The organism is Burkholderia sp. Ac-20344, assembly GCF_017104975.1.
In the GTDB taxonomy this organism is placed as follows: Bacteria; Pseudomonadota; Gammaproteobacteria; order Burkholderiales; family Burkholderiaceae; genus Burkholderia.
Map to the genome: position 1 here is coordinate 35,012 of NZ_JAAGPP010000019.1, position 17,430 is coordinate 52,441.

13 protein-coding genes are annotated in these 17,430 nt (G+C 64.4%); 8 read left to right on the forward strand and 5 right to left on the reverse strand.

The window, feature by feature from the left end:
- Nucleotides 1–3 precede the first annotated feature (3 nt).
- The 3 genes from vgrG to tssB all read right to left on the reverse strand — a co-directional run bounded on the left by vgrG (nt 4) and on the right by tssB (nt 4,559).
- Entirely contained in the window at nt 4–2,343 is a 2,340-nt protein-coding gene (gene vgrG / locus G3N64_RS08870; RefSeq protein ID WP_205783495.1) for a type VI secretion system Vgr family protein, read from the reverse strand.
- Nucleotides 2,344–2,422: 79 nt separating this feature from the next.
- Nucleotides 2,423–3,973, reverse strand: a complete 1,551-nt coding sequence (gene tssC / locus G3N64_RS08875) for a type VI secretion system contractile sheath large subunit (protein ID WP_205783496.1) — start codon at nt 3,971–3,973, stop codon at nt 2,423–2,425.
- A 73-nt stretch (nt 3,974–4,046) separates the two neighbouring features.
- Complete coding sequence (gene tssB / locus G3N64_RS08880) at nt 4,047–4,559, reverse strand: type VI secretion system contractile sheath small subunit (RefSeq protein WP_034185094.1); 513 nt, start codon at nt 4,557–4,559, stop codon at nt 4,047–4,049.
- 582 nt (nt 4,560–5,141) lie between these two features.
- Between tssB and tssK the strand changes: the two genes are divergently transcribed.
- From tssK to tssE, 6 genes are all read left to right on the forward strand, one after another.
- Nucleotides 5,142–6,491 (forward strand): type VI secretion system baseplate subunit TssK, encoded by a 1,350-nt coding sequence (gene tssK, locus G3N64_RS08885; protein WP_205783497.1) that lies wholly within the window; start codon nt 5,142–5,144, stop codon nt 6,489–6,491.
- Nucleotides 6,491–7,246 (forward strand): DotU family type IV/VI secretion system protein, encoded by a 756-nt coding sequence (locus G3N64_RS08890; RefSeq protein WP_205783498.1) that lies wholly within the window; start codon nt 6,491–6,493, stop codon nt 7,244–7,246. The genes tssK and G3N64_RS08890 overlap by 1 nt, the downstream gene beginning before the upstream one ends.
- Nucleotides 7,243–9,021 (forward strand): OmpA family protein, encoded by a 1,779-nt coding sequence (locus tag G3N64_RS08895; RefSeq protein ID WP_346778807.1) that lies wholly within the window; start codon nt 7,243–7,245, stop codon nt 9,019–9,021. Before G3N64_RS08890 ends, G3N64_RS08895 begins: the two co-directional genes overlap by 4 nt.
- 94 nt (nt 9,022–9,115) lie before the next feature.
- The gene (locus G3N64_RS08900; protein WP_006750272.1) at nt 9,116–9,601 is read left to right on the forward strand and encodes an Hcp family type VI secretion system effector; all 486 of its coding nucleotides are present in this window, start codon (nt 9,116–9,118) and stop codon (nt 9,599–9,601) included.
- 95 nt (nt 9,602–9,696) lie between these two features.
- Entirely contained in the window at nt 9,697–12,405 is a 2,709-nt protein-coding gene (tssH, locus tag G3N64_RS08905) for a type VI secretion system ATPase TssH (RefSeq protein ID WP_205783500.1), read from the forward strand.
- Complete coding sequence (gene tssE / locus G3N64_RS08910; RefSeq protein ID WP_205783501.1) at nt 12,402–12,824, forward strand: type VI secretion system baseplate subunit TssE; 423 nt, start codon at nt 12,402–12,404, stop codon at nt 12,822–12,824. Before tssH ends, tssE begins: the two co-directional genes overlap by 4 nt.
- A gap of 10 nt (nt 12,825–12,834) precedes the next feature.
- On the opposite strand, the gene G3N64_RS08915 is transcribed toward tssE, so the two are convergent.
- Nucleotides 12,835–13,620 carry an NAD(P)H-dependent oxidoreductase gene (locus G3N64_RS08915; protein WP_205783502.1) on the reverse strand — a complete coding sequence of 262 codons (786 nt, stop codon included), beginning with the start codon at nt 13,618–13,620 and terminating at the stop codon, nt 12,835–12,837.
- 86 nt (nt 13,621–13,706) lie between these two features.
- Here G3N64_RS08915 and G3N64_RS08920 point away from each other — a divergent pair, with 86 nt between their 5' ends.
- Entirely contained in the window at nt 13,707–14,600 is an 894-nt protein-coding gene (locus tag G3N64_RS08920) for a LysR family transcriptional regulator (RefSeq protein WP_205783503.1), read from the forward strand.
- A gap of 164 nt (nt 14,601–14,764) precedes the next feature.
- Nucleotides 14,765–15,169: a DUF2471 family protein gene (locus G3N64_RS08925; RefSeq protein WP_059237403.1), complete on the forward strand. Its 405-nt coding sequence runs from the start codon at nt 14,765–14,767 to the stop codon at nt 15,167–15,169.
- Between the two features lie 197 nt (nt 15,170–15,366).
- On the opposite strand, the gene G3N64_RS08930 is transcribed toward G3N64_RS08925, so the two are convergent.
- Nucleotides 15,367–17,400, reverse strand: a complete 2,034-nt coding sequence (locus G3N64_RS08930; protein ID WP_205783504.1) for an NADPH-dependent 2,4-dienoyl-CoA reductase — start codon at nt 17,398–17,400, stop codon at nt 15,367–15,369.
- Nucleotides 17,401–17,430 lie beyond the last annotated feature (30 nt).

Here is a 17,430-nt window from a genome sequence, read left to right on the forward strand (position 1 = left end):
GGCTTACTCCGAGAATCCGAAATTCAATGTGCTCTTCACTTCGTTGAGCGGCGCAGCGGACCACGTCGGGAATTTGAAACTCCCACCGTCGGCGTCGTTCACTGTCAGATTGCCTTTCAGCTCGATCTCGCCCGCAGGACTCCCGAGAACGATCTTTCCGCCTGACAGCTTGATATAGGCGCCCGAGCCGTCCCCGATCGTGACGCCTTTTCTCCCGGTTATCGTGATTTCACCGTCCGACGAACTCATTTGCATGTCCCGCATCGCCATCAGTTCCATGCCGTCGCCTTGCGCCTGAATCTGGACCTTGCCCTTTGCTGCGAAGAGTCGAATCCCGAGCTTTGCCGCGAGGAACGAAATCGCCTCGCCAGCCGCCACCGTGATTCGCTTCATGACGCCGAGATCGAATCCGTCGCCCGCTGTGACGAACATCTGCCTGCGTGCAGCGACCTGAACGTGCTGCCCACTTGCGATGCCAACTCCTTCTGGTGCACTCGCAACAATGACGGGCTTCTGGAGACGGCTCAGCTTCTTCTCGATGAGCTCGCGTTGCTGGTTGGCCTCGGCTTGGAGTGCCTTTGCTGCGTTCGCGGCGTCATTGAGCGAACGCAGAATTTCTTCGGCCTGCGCGAACGTTGCGTCCGCGTCTTGCATCGCAAGCTGATTGCCGGCCGCGCCTGGTTGTGCCTCGGCCGATACGAGCACGCCGTCTGCTGCCCGAATCGCCGCATGTCCGTAGGTAGCGAGTTCGGCTCCCTTTCCTCGCGCCTTTCGATCGGTGTCCACCATGAACCCAAGATTCAACTGACTTGCCTGGAACGGCGTTATCAAGTGGACATGCTCGTTGCCCTCCTTATCCTCCATCCGCAGCTCATTCTGCGCAGCCGTCCGAATAAGGTTCCGCGTATGGTTCAGGTTGTTCACCAGATCCGGATGCACGCTGTCATGCATCGCCCCGATGATCACTGGCCGGTTCGGATCGCCGTCCGTATGGACAATCGCCACCTCCGCCCCGTCGATCAGCGGAAAGTGATGCCCGTAGTTGTCCCCGCTATACGGCTTTGCAAACCGCACCGGCCGGCTCGTCCCACCCGGGCTCCATTCATCGAGATCGAATGGCAGCTTGATCACATACCAGCCCTGCTCGGTCAGATACGCATACTTGTAGTTTCCCGGCGACGTAATCCGCGCCGGCAGAATCCCGTCGACCACCGGCCGCGAAACCGACGCCACCGGCGTACGCCATACACGATCCGACGGAATCCCCTCGAACGCCACCCAGTACGACTCGTTTCGCCCGCCGTGTGATTCGACCGACGTGACGAACACCCCGTGCTTCGCATCAGCCGGCTTCGGCTCGACCCGCATCACCTCGCCGGCTTCAAGCCAGAACGGATTGCCCGTCCCCTTGAACGTAATCTGCTCGGCCAAATAGGCTTCGTGCCGAAGCCGGGCAACCCGCTTACCCTCTTCGGGGGTCTCGTAATGCTCGCCCCAGCGGTAATCAATGGCGCTCGTCGTCTTGTCGTCGCGCGCCGTGTTTTCCTCTACAAGCAACGACACCCCGGCCTGCCGATGGTTGTAATCGTGCAACCGCACCGCCTCCGGCACGCGCTTCATCTCACGCCCGAGCGTCTTGATCGCATCCGCACCGACGCTCTCCAGCCCCGAGTCACGCCGATACGGCACCGAGCGCTGCTTGCGCGCATACGCATCCAGATCGTCGCCGAACACGACCACTGCGCGATCCTTCTTCTGCTCCCAGCGAAACCAGATCCCCTCTTCCGCACAAATGCGCTGAATGAAGGCAAACGTCGTCTCGTGATACTGCGTCACGTATTCACGACGCTTGTACTGCCCGCGCAACTGGAACTGGAAGTCGACACCCGCTCGGTACCCGTAATGCCGCAGCGTGTCGGTCACGATCTCCTCGACCGACTGTTTCTGAAACAACCGGCTGGTCACACCACGATCGAGATCGGCCAGTGTCGGCTCCAGCACGACCCGGTAGCGCGTCTCGTCCGCCGACGTCTCAAGCTCGTCGAACTGCGTGATGACACCGTGAACCGTATAAGCCACCGGCTTCGCACTGAACTGCGCCGCGTTCTCCCCGAACATCTTTCGCAGGTAATCCATGTCCGGATCGATCGGATCGGCAATGAACTTCGCCGGCCGACCCAGCACCTGGTCCATCGGAATGCCCGCCATCGGGCTTGTGAATTCGATCTCGTACCGATAAAGCTGGCTTACCCGGTCAAGCCCGGTGAACTTCAGGATCGAGAATGGCGCCGGATGCGGCGCCAGCTTCAATTCATAAGCCTGCGCAGGCAAAATCATCGACATCGACTCTCCCGGTTGTGCAAACACACGGCACCGCCGGGGTACCCCTCTACACCCCGGCGGCGCGCAGACAAACGTCGGATCAGTTCTTGGCCTTCGGCATCTGCGACACGAGCGACAGCCCGATATCCATCCCTTCGACCTGGAAGTGCGGGACGATGAACAGCTTGATCCGGAAGAAGCCCGGGTTGTCCTCGATATCCTCGACCGTGACCTTCGCCTCGCGCAGCGGATGCGACGCCTGCAACTCGTCGCCCGGATCCTTCATCTCGGTCACGAGACCCTTGATCCAGCCGTTCAGCTCGAGTTCGAGCAGACGGCGATCCTTGGTCGTGCCGATGTTCTCGCGCTGGATCAGCTTCAGGTAGTGCGCGATGCGCGACAGCAGGAAGATGTACGGCAGCCGGGCGTTGATGCGGCTGTTCGCGGTTGCTTCCTTGGTCTCGTACAGCGCCGGCTTCTGCGCCGAGTTCGCGGAGAAGAAACACGCAAAGTCGTGGTTCTTGTAGAACGACAGCGGGATGAAACCGAGATTCGCGAACTCGAATTCACGGGTTTCCGGGATCAGCACTTCGGTCGGGATCTTCGGCTGGTAGCCGGTGCCGAGGTCGTACAGGTGGACCGGCAGATCCTCGACCTTGCCGCCCGCCTGCGGCCCGCGGATCTGCACGCACCAGCCGTTGCTCACGAAGCTGCGCACCATGTTCGCCGCGAACGCGAACGACGCATTCATCCACAGGTACTTGTCGTGATCGGGGCCCTTGACGGCCTCCTCGTAATTGAACGCACGCACCGGCGCCGTGTCCTTGCCGTACGGCAGACGGCCGAGCACGCGCGGCATCGTCAGGCCCACGTAACGCGCATCGTCGGTATCGCGGAAGCTCTTCCACTTGATGTATTCGGCGCGATCGAAGTAGTTGCCGATGTCCTGGATAGCAGCCACTTCCTCCATCGACTGCTTGCCGAAGAATGCCGGCCCGACCGAGCCGATGAACGGCATGTGCGCGGCGGCGGCCACCTTCGAGATGTTGCGCAGCAGCGCGATATCCATCGGCGAATTCGCGAACTCGAAGTCGCTGATCATCGCGCTGATCGGCTGGCCGCCCGGCGTGTCGTATTCCTCGATGTACGTCAGGCGGTACAGGCCGCTCTGGATCAGTTCCGGCGTATCCTCGAAGTCGCGCTGCAGCGCATCCTTCGACACGTCCAGCACTTCGATGCGTGCGTTCTTGCGGAAATCGGTGCGGCTCACGAGCATCTTCAGGCCACGCCAGCGCGCTTCGAGTGCCTGGAATTCTTCCGTATGCATCACGGCATCGAGCTGGCGGCCGATCTGCCGGTCGATCTGGCCGATGTGGAAGTCGAGCAGCGATTTGTCGAGGCGATCCACCGGCTGGCTCGCCTTCGCGACGAGCTCGAGGAACGCGCCCATCCCGCGCGCGATCCGCTCGTCGGCCGACGCCTCGGACAGCATGTCGTTGTCGCGGAACGCCTCGAGCGGTCGCGCTTCGCTGATCGGTTTCAGGTTGATCTTGCTGCACAGCGATGCATAGACGCTGTCGATATCCCCGTGCGGGGCATCCAGCACGACCGTTTCGGTCGCGCCGGTCTGCTGAGTTTCAGTGGATTTCATCTCGTGTCCTGTCTGCGATCGAATCGCTACGATGTTGCGGAATGCGCTGAACGCGCGTTTTGCCCGGCGGCGTTCACGCATGCCCTTCCGGCTGCGTCGCGGCGGTCGCGATCTGTGCGAGTTCGCCGCGCAGCTTTGCGGACAGGCGATCGTCCTTCAGCACCTTCTCGAACTCGCGACGGAACGTGCCGTTGTCGAGCAGGTTGGATTTGAGGTCGCGCAGCAGATTGCGCATCGCGAGGAGCGCCTGGAGCTCGGGAATCTGGCGCGCGACCTGCTCGGGCTCGAAGTCCTTGATCGACCGGAACGACAGGTTGACGGGCAGTTCCGAACCGTCGCCGGCCAGCGTGTTGTCCGCGGCGATCTTCAGATCCGGCGCATAGTCGGCCAGGACGGCATCGAAGTTGTTCTTGTCGATGTTCACCTTCTTGCGCTCGGCGAGCGGCGCCTGCTCACGCCCAGCACTGAAGTCGCCGGCAACCAGCAGCTTCAGGGGCAGCTCGACCTTCTTCTGCGCCCCACCCGTATGCAGATCGAGGGTGATCGACACCCGGCTCTTCGGGATCTCTCGTTGAAAGCTATCCAATTCGTTCTCCTTATCTCAGGAAGCTTGAAGACTCCGCGACACGCACCCACGACTCACGGCACGGGTGCTCCGTCGTCCGCACCGCCCATGCCGAACCCCGCAACGTGCATCGACGAACGACCGAGTCGGATATTCGCGGCCCGATATCCGACTCAGGCGGCAGAAAATATCACGGCCTTTATCGACGAGTAAACCCGTAATTCAAAAAATACAAAATTAACGACGCGACGATTTTTATAATGAGACTCGTCCTATTTTTTTGCGCGACCCCACGACGCGATCCGCAGCGCCCACACACCACCATCATTCACTATCCAATAAAATTTACAAAATCAGCCAAGCAATTGATTTTCATAAGAAAACAAGATCGCAAAAAGGAAGAAAAATCTTGATAAAAATCCACACCACACAACCCACACGCCGAAAGCAAAATCGATCCCGACAATCTCGAAATAAACACCCCGTTTATCTCAATTTAATCGACACGATTTCCAACAAATTCGAATTACCTGGGGTATACGAAATCGGAAAACGATGTATAGAATCGGCGCCTCATAATTCCTGGATCATTACGACCACACCATGCGGATCGACAAACCGCTCTGGCATGAAGGGCTGATTCTTACGCAGCAGCATTTCCAGCAGCAGGAACGCTGGAACGGGTTCGCGCTGCAACAACTGGCTTCGGCGATTGCCGTTGCGCCATGGGGAACGCTGAACGTCGACGTCGACGAAGAGGCACTGGCCTCCGGTCGCCTGAAGCTCACTCGGCTGCAATTGCGCTTCCCCGACGGCACGCCGATCGACACGACCGTCGCCGATGCGTTGCCGCCTGCACGCGATCTCGCCGGCGAAATTCCTGCCGATGCCCAGACGATCGACGTGCTCGCCGCGCTCGCGTTGCCCGATGCGAACGGCAACAACTGCCGCTTCGACGAAACGGCGCTGGCCCGCCCGCGTCGCGCGTATCGCGAGTTCGTCAAGGTGACGGATCTGAGTGGCGCAGGAGAGGCCGAAATCGCCGCCGAGCGCCACGCCGTGCGGCTATTGTTCGGCTTCGAATCGCATGCGGACGACACCGTGTGCGCGATCGCGCGCCTGAATCGCACGACGAGCGGCCGTTTCCAGGTCGATCGCGACTTCGTTCCACCGTGCCTGACGTTGTCCGGCCATACGCTGCATATCGAACGCATCCGGCGTCTCGCCGATATCCTCGCAGCCAAGAGCGCGCTGCTCGGCGCACGGCGCAGCGAGCGTATCGAGCAGGTGGCCGAATATGGCGTGGCCGACGTCCAGCTGTTCTGGCTCCTGCACTGCCTCCATCAGGCCTGGCCGCAACTGCGCTTCCTCGCGTCGCATCCCGGGCAACCGACCGATCGCCTGTATCAGGTGCTCGCCCAGTTGGCCGGTTCGTTGACCACATTCTCGACGCGCGTCGCACTGACCGACATTCCGCCCTATGACCACGCACGCGCTCATGATGTTTTCGCGACGCTCGAATCGCTGATTCGCGGCCTGCTCGACACGATCATCCCTTCGCGTGTCGTCTCGATCGGGCTTTCGCATACGACACCGACCACCTGGGTCGGACAGTTCCTCGACGAACGCGTCGTCGAGGGCGCGGCTGACTGGTATCTGTCCGTCAACGCCGCGCTACCGGCGTTCGAACTCGCCGAACAGTTTCAGCGCCTGTGCAAGATCGGCGCACCGGACGACGTCGAACACATCGTCAATTCCGCCGTGGCGGGCATCCCGCTCAAGGCGGTACAGCGAGTGCCTGGCGCCATTCCCGTCCGGTTGGACAACCACTATTTCGCGCTCGACGCGCATGACGCCGCGCATGCGAGGATGCTCGCCGCTCGCGCGTGCCAGATCTATCTGCCCGCGTCGATTCCCGACGCGTCGATCGAACTCTATGCGGTGCTGCGCTGATGAATGCCATCGTCTCCACGCGTCACGAATCCGCGCTGCTTGCGCGGGAGCCGTCGTCCGGTCACTCGCGTCAACCTTCGATGCGTGCATTGCTGCGCGATACGGCGCTACTGGTCACCCATCTGTCGAGTGGCGGCCAGATCGACAACCATGAAAGCCTGCGCCAGCAGTGCGTGAGGCTCGTCGCGCAATTCGCGACCGCGCTCGATGCGCAAGGGGTCGCCGCCGACATACGGGACGACGCCGTCATCGCACAGTGCGGACTGGTCGACGAAGCCGCACTGCGATATCTGTCGGCCTCCGACAAGGCAAGCTGGGAGCAGAAACCGCTGCAGGTCGACCGGTTCGGCATTCACGACGCAGGCACGCGCATTTACGAACGGATCGAACACCGGATGCGAGAACCCGCACCGAACGTCGATCTGCTCGAATGCTACGCGGCCGTTCTCGGCCTGGGATTCCGCGGCTGCTACGCCGCCCGCTCGAGTTCGTCTGCGAACACCCACGACGGTGAAGCGAAGCGCCAGGCATTGATCGCGGCGCTGGCGGCACGGATCGATCAGTTGCGCCCGGCCGCCATGCCGGGATTCGTCACCGATCGCACGAACACGCGCCTGCTCGACCGGTTCAGGCGTCTTTCGCCATGGGCGATCGCGGGTACGGCATGCGTCATCGCGCTACTCGTGTGGTTCGCATGGGACCGCATCCTCGATGCGGAACTCGCACAACTCGTTCAGAAAGCGAAACGACCGTGAAGTCGGATACCGCTCTTCCGCCAGCAACGACGCCCGCCGATTCCGACGCCGCGCGCGCAGCCCTGGCCGGCCTCGGCTATCCGTTGCGCACGGTCGTGACGATTTCGGCCTCACTGGCGCTGGCCCTCATCGGATGGGTTCTCCCCGTTGACCGCGGCGTCATGTGGGGACTGGTTACGACGGTCATCGTGTTCGCCATGCTGGTCGTCTGGCTGCATTCGCGCAGCATGGCTCGCACCCGCGAACGAAACGTGCACGCGATCGCACAACTCGGCGCCGCGACCGCCGACCTGCCTGTCGCATTGCGTACGAAAATGCCGCTCACGCTCGTCGTTGGCGACGGTTTGCCCGCCCTGTTCGATCGCGACATGGCTCAATCGCGTTTCGTCCACGTCGGTGACGGCGCAATCTGGTTGCGAGCCGACCGGCCCCAGGATCTTCCCCGTCTCGCCGTCGCGGTCCGCCAGTGGCGCGACGGCCACGCCCCCGATTGTGTCGTGCTGTCGGTCGCCCCCTCCCTTCACGCGAATGACGACACGCTGTCGCAGACGCTGCGCGTGATCCGGCAGGCCGTCGCCGATACGTCGCGCATGCTTGGCATGTCATTGCCGGGCTACGTTGCGATCTATCAACGACTCTCGAACACAACGCTTGCCGCGATGCCGGCAACCGGCGAATCGTCTTCCCGGTGGTATGGCCTGTCGGCTGGCTCGCCGATCGGGAAAATGCACCGCTTCGACACAGCAATCGATGCGGCCGAAACGGATGCCCTCCATGCCGACGGAAGTCCGCAGGCCACGGCACGCGCCGCCGGGCTTGCGTCGCTGATCGGGTGGACGCGCCGGATCGTGTTCGACACGCTGACGGACCGCCGTCAGCCTGCGTCGCCCTGGCCATTGTTCGGCGCCGGCTGGATCGACCATGGCCCGGCGACTGGGCCCGGCAAACCGTGGGAACGTGAAGTCCGCGGCCTGACGGGTATCGCCCCGGCCGCACTATCTGCGTCGCCGCTGCCCTGGCCATTGCCGCAGCCGCTGATCGACGCGATGCCGCGCCGATCGTGGCGATCGCCGCGCATCACCGCCGCCGCACACGTCATCGCAATCGTTGCCTGCGCGGCAATCGCCGCTATCTGTGGAGCCGCGAAGAACAACGATGTGTTGATGACCCGCATCGGCGAGCACCTCGACCGCTACAACCGTATCCCCGCCACGCAGGACGCCGCGAAGCGCGACGCCCTCCGGTCCCTTGCATCGGACCGCGATCAGCTCGACCGGTATGCGCGTGTCGGCGTTCCGCTTCGGCTGTCGTTCGGCACCTATCACGGCGCACCGCTGCTGCCGGTTCTCAATGAGGCGATCGCCTCCTACGAGCCGCCCCCGCCGCCGCCCGCCGTCGTCGCGCTGGACAGCATGTCCCTGTTCGACAGCGGCAAAGCGCGGCTCAAGACGGGCACCACGCGCGCGATGGTCGATGCGCTCGAACTGATCAAAGCCCATCCCGGCAAGCGCGTACTCGTCGCCGGCTATGCGGACGATCAGGGCCGGCCCGATCGCAACCTGAAGCTGTCGCTCGAGCGAGCGTCGGCCGTGCGCGACTGGCTCGTCGAGGCATCCGGCATCCCGCCGACACAGTTCGCGATCCAGGGCTACGGCGATACACGGCCGGTCGCGGATAACGCCACGCCGGAAGGACGCGCAAAGAATCGTCGGGTCGAGATCACGCTCGTTCCCGATACACCGGTGCCTGCCGTCCCGACCGGTGCCACGAAGTAACACGCGTTTGGGTTCCCGAGGCAGTCGCCTCGGGTTTGTCAACGCCGGAATCCGGTTCCGGCGATTCGTAGTACGAAGAAGAAGGAGTGAACAAATGGCAATTCCGGCCTACATGTGGCTCAAGGACGACGGCGGTGCGGACATCAAGGGTTCGGTGACCGTCCAGGATCGCGAAGGCAGCGTCGAACTGGTTGCATTCGATCACGGCGTGCACATTCCGACCGACGGCAATACGGGCAAGCTGACCGGCACGCGCGTGCACAAGCCGATCACGCTGACGAAGGAGACGGATGCATCGACGCCCTATCTGTACAAGGCCGTGACGAGCGGCCAGACGCTGAAGTCGGTCGAAATCAAGTGGTACCGGATCGACGACGCGGGCAAGGAGAAGGAATACTTCAACACGAAGCTCGACAACGTGAAGATCGTCGCGGTGAAGCCGAAGATGCTCGACATCAAGAACCCCGATTACGAGAAGCACAACCATCTCGAAGACGTCGAACTGCGCTACGAGACGATCACTTGGTCGTACAAGGACGGCAACATCATCCACAAGGACACCTGGAACGAACGTTCCTGATGGACTGAACGGCTGGCGGATTCCGTCGCGCTCGCGCGGCGGGAATTCCGCCGCTCCGGGCGCCCGCCCTCCTCCCTTCCTGACCCGCTACCGACATGACGCCGCCGCTCCGGGATGCTTCCCATCTCATTCGCCGCCTCAATCCCCACTGCACGCGTGCGCTCGAAGCCGCCGCGAGCCTTTGCCAGACCCGCCTCGCGGACGAAATCGCGGTCGAACACTGGGTGCTGAAGCTGATCGAGGCGGACGACGGCGACATTCCTGCGCTGCTGCGCCACTACGATCTCGACATCGATGCCGTCTGGGACGCGATGATCGACGTGATCGACCGCATGCCACGCACGTTGCGCGGCATGCCGGTGCTGTCGCGGCAGCTCGCCACGGTGATCGAGGATGCGTGGGCGCATGCGATGGCCGACGATCGCGACGGCACCATTCGCTCCGGACATCTGCTGCAGGCCATCGTCGATGCGCCGCACGTGCTGCGAACGCAGCGTGCGTGGCCGCTGCTGTCGGTCTCCAGCGCGCAAATCCGGCGTGTGCTGCCGCGGCTTGGACGACGATCGTGCGAAAACGCCGGCGAAGACCCCATACCGGCGCGCGCAACCGACTCGACGGGCGATCTGCCCGCCGACGGCACGACGCCGTCGGCCACCTCCCCGCAACACACACCGGCGCGCGCGATCGAACCTGACGCGCTCGCCCGCTTCGCACTCGACCTGACCGAAAAAGCACGCCGTGGCGAGATCGATCCTGTCTTCGGACGGGACCGGGAGATCCGGCAGATGATCGACGTGCTCGCACGGCGCCGCAAGAACAATCCGATCCTCGTCGGCGAACCGGGCGTAGGCAAGACCGCGCTGGTCGAAGGGCTCGCATTGCGCGTGGTCGAAGGCAGCGTGCCGGAAACGATCCGGGATACGCGCATCCTGACGCTCGATCTCGGCTTGTTGCAAGCCGGGGCGGGCGTAAAGGGCGAATTCGAGCAACGGCTGAAGAACGTGATCGACGAGGTACGGGCTTCGGCTACACCGATCCTGCTGTTCATCGACGAAGCGCACACGCTGATCGGTGCAGGCAACGCGGCGGGCGGCGCCGACGCGGCCAACCTGCTGAAGCCGGCGCTCGCGCGCGGCGAATTGCGCACGATCGCAGCCACCACGTGGGCCGAATACAAGGAATACTTCGAACGCGATGCCGCGCTCGAACGGCGCTTCCAGGTGGTCAAGGTCGACGAACCGGACGACGATACGGCCTGCCTGATGCTGCGCGGGCTCGCGAGCCGATACGCGAAACATCACGACGTCCACATCCGCGACGAAGCGATCGTCGCGGCCGTGCGGCTGTCGCGCCGCTACATCCCGGCCCGGCTGCTCCCGGACAAGGCGGTCGACCTGATCGACACGGCAGCGGCACGCGTGCGGATGGCGCTCGACGTCCCGCCGGCGGAACTGCAACAGGTTCGCGCGACGCTGGCGGCGCTCGAACTGGAGCGCGACGCGCTTGATGCGGACACCCGCGCCGGGATTGCCGACATCGCCGGACGGCGCGCCGCCATCGATATCGACCACAACACCCTGCGCGACACCGCCGATGCAATGCTCGGCCAGTACACGCGGGAACGCAAGCTCGTCGGGATCTTGCGTACGCTGCGCAGCGCGTCCGAGCAGGCGCCCGATCCGGTCGCCGTCTCCAACACGATCGATGCGTTATCGACCGTTCAGGGTAAAGCGCCGATGATCTCGCCCGACGTCGACGCACAAGCCATCGCGCGCGTCGTCGCCGAATGGACGGGCATACCGGTCGGCAATCTCGTCGAGGACGAACTGCGGAGCCTGCTCGCGCTCGAAGCAACGCTCGCTGCGCGCATCGTTGCACAAGACGACGCGATCGCAGCACTGGCCGAGAGCCTGCGCACGGCCAAGGCGGGCCTGAAAAGCGAACACGCGCCGCTCGGCGTGTTCCTGCTGGCAGGGCCATCCGGCGTCGGCAAGACCGAGACTGCACTAGCGCTCGCCGACCTGCTGTTCGGCGGCGAAGCCGCGCTGACGACGATCAACCTGTCCGAGTATCAGGAAGCGCACACGGTGTCGCAGCTCAAGGGTTCGCCGCCCGGTTACGTCGGCTATGGACGCGGCGGCGTGCTGACCGAAGCGGTACGCCAGCGCCCGTACAGCGTCGTCCTGCTGGACGAAGTCGAGAAAGCGCATCGCGATGTGCTCGACATCTTCTATCAGGTGTTCGACCGCGGCACGATGCGTGACGGCGAAGGGCGCGAGATCGATTTCCGCAACTGCGTGATCGTGATGACGTCCAATCTCGGCAGTGCAGAAATCGACGACGCGACAGCCGGCGGCGCGTCGATGACGCAGGCAGGCCTGCGAGAAGCCATTCACTCGCAACTGGTCGCGCACTTCCAGCCGGCGCTGCTCGCCCGCTTCCAGACGCTCGTCTACCGGCCGCTCGATGCCGCCGCGCTCTCGTCGATCGTGCGTATCAAGCTGGACAAGATTGCCCGGCGCCTCCATCGGCAACATGCCGTGACACTGACGTATGCCGACGATCTGATCGAATCGATCGCGCAACGCTGCGTGTCGCGGGAATCCGGCGCACGCAGCGTCGACGCGTTCCTCAATCAACGCGTGCTGCCGGTTGTCTCGCACGAGCTGCTTGCCCGGATGGCCGGAGGCGTCACGCCGCGTGAAGTCCTGCTGTCGGCAGCAGCCGACGGCACGATGACGATCGATTTCATCGACGTCCCATCAGCCGCCGATGACGGCACAGGCCAGCGGAGCCACCGATGACCGCCGGCCCGTCCCTCTACGACATGCTGCTCGGCCAGATCGGCGGCGAGCCGATCGGCGCGTACGACGACCGCACACTTGAATGCCTGAGCGTACAGCAGAACGTACGCCGCATCCTCAACACGCGGGCCGGTGCGCTGAAGCACCTGCCCGACTACGGGCTACCCGACCTGACGAACATCTACAAGGCCCTGCCCGCGTCGGCGCACTTGCTCAAGCAGCAGATGGAAGCGACGCTGCTGAAGTATGAGCCGCGCATCCGCTCGATCGACGTCGGGATCGTCGACAACCGCGATCCCGGCATCCTCGTCAGCTTCGAGATGACCTGCCACCTGAAGAACGCGAGGCTCGTGCGCTTCGGCACCTACTTCGAGCCACCCGGTCGCCTGCGCATCGAACGGTACGTCGCCCGCTCATGATCGAGCGCGATCAGCCCTCGTGCGCCAGATGCGCCGCAAACCCCACCTTCCCCGGCACGATTTCGTCCTTCAGCGTCAACGCCGGAATCTCGTAGTCGCCCGCGTTCTGCCGCCGGAACGGAATCGGCTGCGTGGTCCACAACGCATCGAGACGCTTGCCGAGGGCCGCACGCGTTTCGTCGAAGCGCGCTTCGTTCATCCTGCCCGTCCGGTAGATCACGAACGGCGGCAGCACGTCGAAGCCCGGGTAATACAGCACGCCGTGCTGGATCGGGAACAGCAGGTCGTCGATCGGCCCGTTGATGCCGCGCGGGCCGTAGTGCGACTCCCACCCGCCCGTCGTGACGATCACCATCGCCCGCTTGCCGGCCAACGAACCTTCGCCGTAGCGATCGCCCCAGTGCGTATCGGAATGCTCGCCGACGCCGTACGCAAAACCGTATGCATACACGCGCTCGAACCAGCCCTTCATGATCGCCGGCATCGAGAACCACCACAGCGGGAACTGCAGGATCACCGCGTCGGCCCATTTCAGTTTCTCCTGCTCGCGCGCGATGTCTTCGCTTTGCGTGCCGGCCGCGAACGCGCGCTTCGAGTCGAGCGACGGATCGAACCGCGCGTCGGGCGCACGATCGGTCACGTCGTTCGCATCGAATGCCGCCTTCCAGTTCATCGCATACAGGTCGGTCACCTGCACCGTGTGGCCGGCCGCTTCGAGATGCTCGACCGCAAAGTCGCGCAACGCGCCGTTCAGTGAGCGCGGTTCGGGATGGGCATAAACGATCAGCACATTCATGTTCGGTACTCCGTTGATTGAATGACTGCAGGATGCCGCTTCCGAAGGTATATTTGAAATGAATTCACAATATTCCTGGTATAGCCATGAATAATCTCAGACGGCTCGATCTGAACCTGCTCGTCACGCTGGACGTGCTGCTCGCCGAGCACAACGTCACGCGCGCGGCCGAGAAGCTGAACATGTCGCAGCCGTCGGTCAGCGTGCAGTTGCAGAAGCTGCGCGACGTGTTCGGCGATCCGCTGCTGCTGCCGGGGCCGCGCGGGATGCGGCCGACCGCGCGTGCGGAAGCGTTGCGCGAGCCGTTGCGCGATGCGCTCGAAGCGATCGAGCGTGCGGTCATTCCGGCCACGCCGTTCGATCCCGCCACCGCGCGGAACACGTGGCGTGTGGCAGCGACCGACTACGGTGAATCGACGATCGTACTGCCCGCGCTGAACACGCTGCGTTCGGCCGCACCCGCCACACGGCTCGCCGTCGTCGAGTTGGTACCGCCGCGCATCGAACAGGATGCCGAACGAAACGGCATCGATCTCGCCTTCCATACGACCGAAGGGTCGCCGCCCGGCATGCGGCGCCTGCCGCTGTTCGTCGAGCGTTACGTGCTCATCGGCCGCGCCGGACACCCGAAGCTGAAACGGCGCCCGACGCTCGCGCAGTTCGGCGCGCTCGAGCACGTGATCGTGTCGCCCGACGGCGGCGGCTTCTTCGGCGTGACGGACGAAGCGCTCGCGAAGGTGGGCGCCGCGCGGCGCGTCGTGCTGTCGGTGCCGCATTTCCTGTTCGTGATGTCGGCCGTCGCCAGCACCGATCTCGTCGCGATGCTGCCCGAGCGGCTGGTGCGCGATGTGCCCGCGTTGCGTGTCGTGGAAGCGCCGGTCGAGGTGCCCGGCTACGAAATGTCGATGCTGTGGCACGAACGCGTGCATCGCGACCCGGCGCACCGGTGGATGCGGGAGACGATCGCGGCAGCGGTGTAAATCGTTCGCCTGCCCGGTGCGGCCGCCCGCTTCAGTCGCCATCGCATGAAATCCTGCATCCGGGGCTTGAAACCGCGCCGAACACTGTATATATTTACAGTGCTTTTGCACCATTTGACCCGAATTCCGTCATTCACAGACGAACGGACTTTTGTGAGGCGACCATGTTCCAGGCATCCGCATTCGATCCCGAGCAACCCGGCTTCAACCCCGTCCACTTCGAGCGCGCCGCGCAGCGGGCGGTCGTCGATCTGCAGCGTGTCGCGGGCGGCCCCGCGCAGCGGGCGCTCGGCCTGCGGCGCCGCACCCATCCTGCGGCGGTCCGCACGATGAGCTGGCAGGCGCTGCTGAACGTCGAAGAGCTGGCATTCTCGAATGCCGGCTTCCTGAACCGCAACGATCCGGCCGTTGTCGACGCGTTCATCCGGCTGCGCGACAGCCGCCTGGTCGCCGCGGACGTCGAGGAGCCGGTCGACTGGCGCCGCGACGACGACGACCTGCCGGCCATCTACCTGATCGTCAAGGCGATGCTGGACGCAGAAGAGGAAGAACGGGCCGAAGCGGCCTGAGCCGTGTGACGGCCGTTCGCGGTCACGGTCTGTCGGGGTCGCGCCGCCACGCTGCGTGACGACGCGGCCGGCGCTGAGGCTCATTTCAGTCCTGCGCCAGCGTATCGACGCATCGAACGGTGAGCCGCGAACCGCCGCGCAGGCAGATCACCGCCACGCGGCGTACGTCCGGTGGTGGTCCTTGCTGCGTCCGCCCGTTACAGCCGTGCCGCGAGCCGTGACCCCTGATCGATCGCGCGCTTCGCGTCGAGTTCGGCGGCCAGTTCCGCGCCGCCGATCAGGTGCACCGAACGCCCGGCCGCCTGCAGCGGCGCGAGCAGCGCGCGCTGCGGCTCCTGCCCCGTGCAGAGCACGACCGTGTCGGCCTCGATCAGTTCGTGATCGGTGCGCTGCTCGCCGTACGACACGTGCAGGCCGCGTGCGTCGATCCGTTCATAGTTCACGCCGCCGATCATCTTCACCTGCTTCATCTTCAGCGTCGCGCGGTGAATCCAGCCGGTCGTCTTGCCGAGCCCCTTGCCGAGCGGCGCGGCCTTGCGCTGCAGCAGCGTCACTTCACGCGCGGGCGCCGTCACCTGCGCGCGCGTCACGCCGCCGCGCGTCGCAGCCGGGTCGGTCACGCCCCACTCGGCCTTCCACTCTTCCAGATCGAGCGCCGGCGATTCGCCGTCCTGCACCAGATACTCGGCGACATCGAAGCCGATCCCGCCCGCGCCGACTACCGCGACACGCCGGCCGACCGGCTGCCTGCCCGAGAGCACGTCGATATAGCTGAGCACGTTCGGCCCGTCCTGCCCCGGAATCTTCGGGTCGCGCGGCGCGACGCCCGTCGCGAGCACGATCTCGTCGTAGCCGCCCGCGATCAGGTCGCTTGCATCCACGCGACGGTTCAGGTGCAGGTTCACGCCGGTCAGCTCGACCTGGCGGCCGAAGTAGCTCAGCGCTTCGTGAAACTCTTCCTTGCCCGGAATCCGCTTCGCCATGTTGAACTGGCCGCCGATCTCGGCCGCGCCGTCGAACAGGTCGACCTGATGGCCGCGCTGCGCGAGCACGGTCGAGCACGCGAGCCCGGCCGGCCCCGCGCCGACCACCGCGATGCGCTTCGGCTGCGCGGCGGGCGTGTATTTCAGCTCGGTCTCGTGGCACGCGCGCGGATTCAGCAGGCACGACGCGATCTTGTTCTTGAACGCGTGATCGAGGCACGCCTGGTTGCAGCCGATGCAGGTGTTGATCTCGTCGGCGCGGCCCTGCGCGGCCTTGACGACGAACTCGGCATCCGCGAGCAGCGGGCGGGCCATCGACACCATGTCCGCGCAGCCGTCCGCGAGAATCTGCTCGGCCACTTCGGGACGGTTGATCCGGTTGGTCGTCACGAGCGGAATGCCGACCTCGCCCTTCATCTTCTTCGTCACCCATGCGAACGCGCCGCGCGGCACCGACGTCGCGATCGTCGGCACGCGCGCCTCGTGCCAGCCGATCCCCGTGTTGATGATGGTCGCGCCCGCGCGCTCGACAGCCTTCGCGAGCTGCACGGTTTCGCTCCAGTCGCTGCCGTCCGGAATCAGGTCGAGCATCGACAGCCGGTAGATCAGGATGAAATCGCGGCCGACCGCTTCGCGCGTGCGCTCGATGATCTCGATCGGCAGCCGGATGCGGTTCTCGTACGAACCGCCCCACTGGTCGGTGCGCTTGTTGGTATGCATCGAGATGAACTGGTTGATCAGGTAGCCTTCGGAACCCATGATCTCGACGCCGTCATACCCGGCTTCGCGCGCGAGCGTCGCGCAGCGGACGAACGCGCGGATCTGCCGCTCGACGCCGCGCGCGCTCAGTTCGTGCGGCGCGAACGGCGAGATCGGCGACTTGATCTTCGACGGCGCGACCGCGAACGGGTGATAGCCGTAGCGGCCCGTATGCAGGATCTGCAGTGCGATCTTGCCGTCCTCCGCGTGCACGGCTTCCGTGATCTCGCGATGCCGCCGCGCGGCGGCCGACGTCATCAGCGTGCCGCCGAACGGCTTGGTCCAGCCGGCCACGTTCGGCGCGAAGCCGCCCGTCACGATCAGGCCGACGCCGCCGCGTGCGCGTTCGGCGAAATACTCGGCGAGCCGCGGCAGCGTCTTGCGGCTGTCCTCGAGGCCCGTGTGCATCGAGCCCATCAGCACGCGGTTCTTCAGCGTCGTGAAGCCGAGATCGAGCGGTGCGAGCAGGTGGGGAAAGGTCGTGGTCATGATGATCGTGCCAATTCGTGCCGGTAAGCG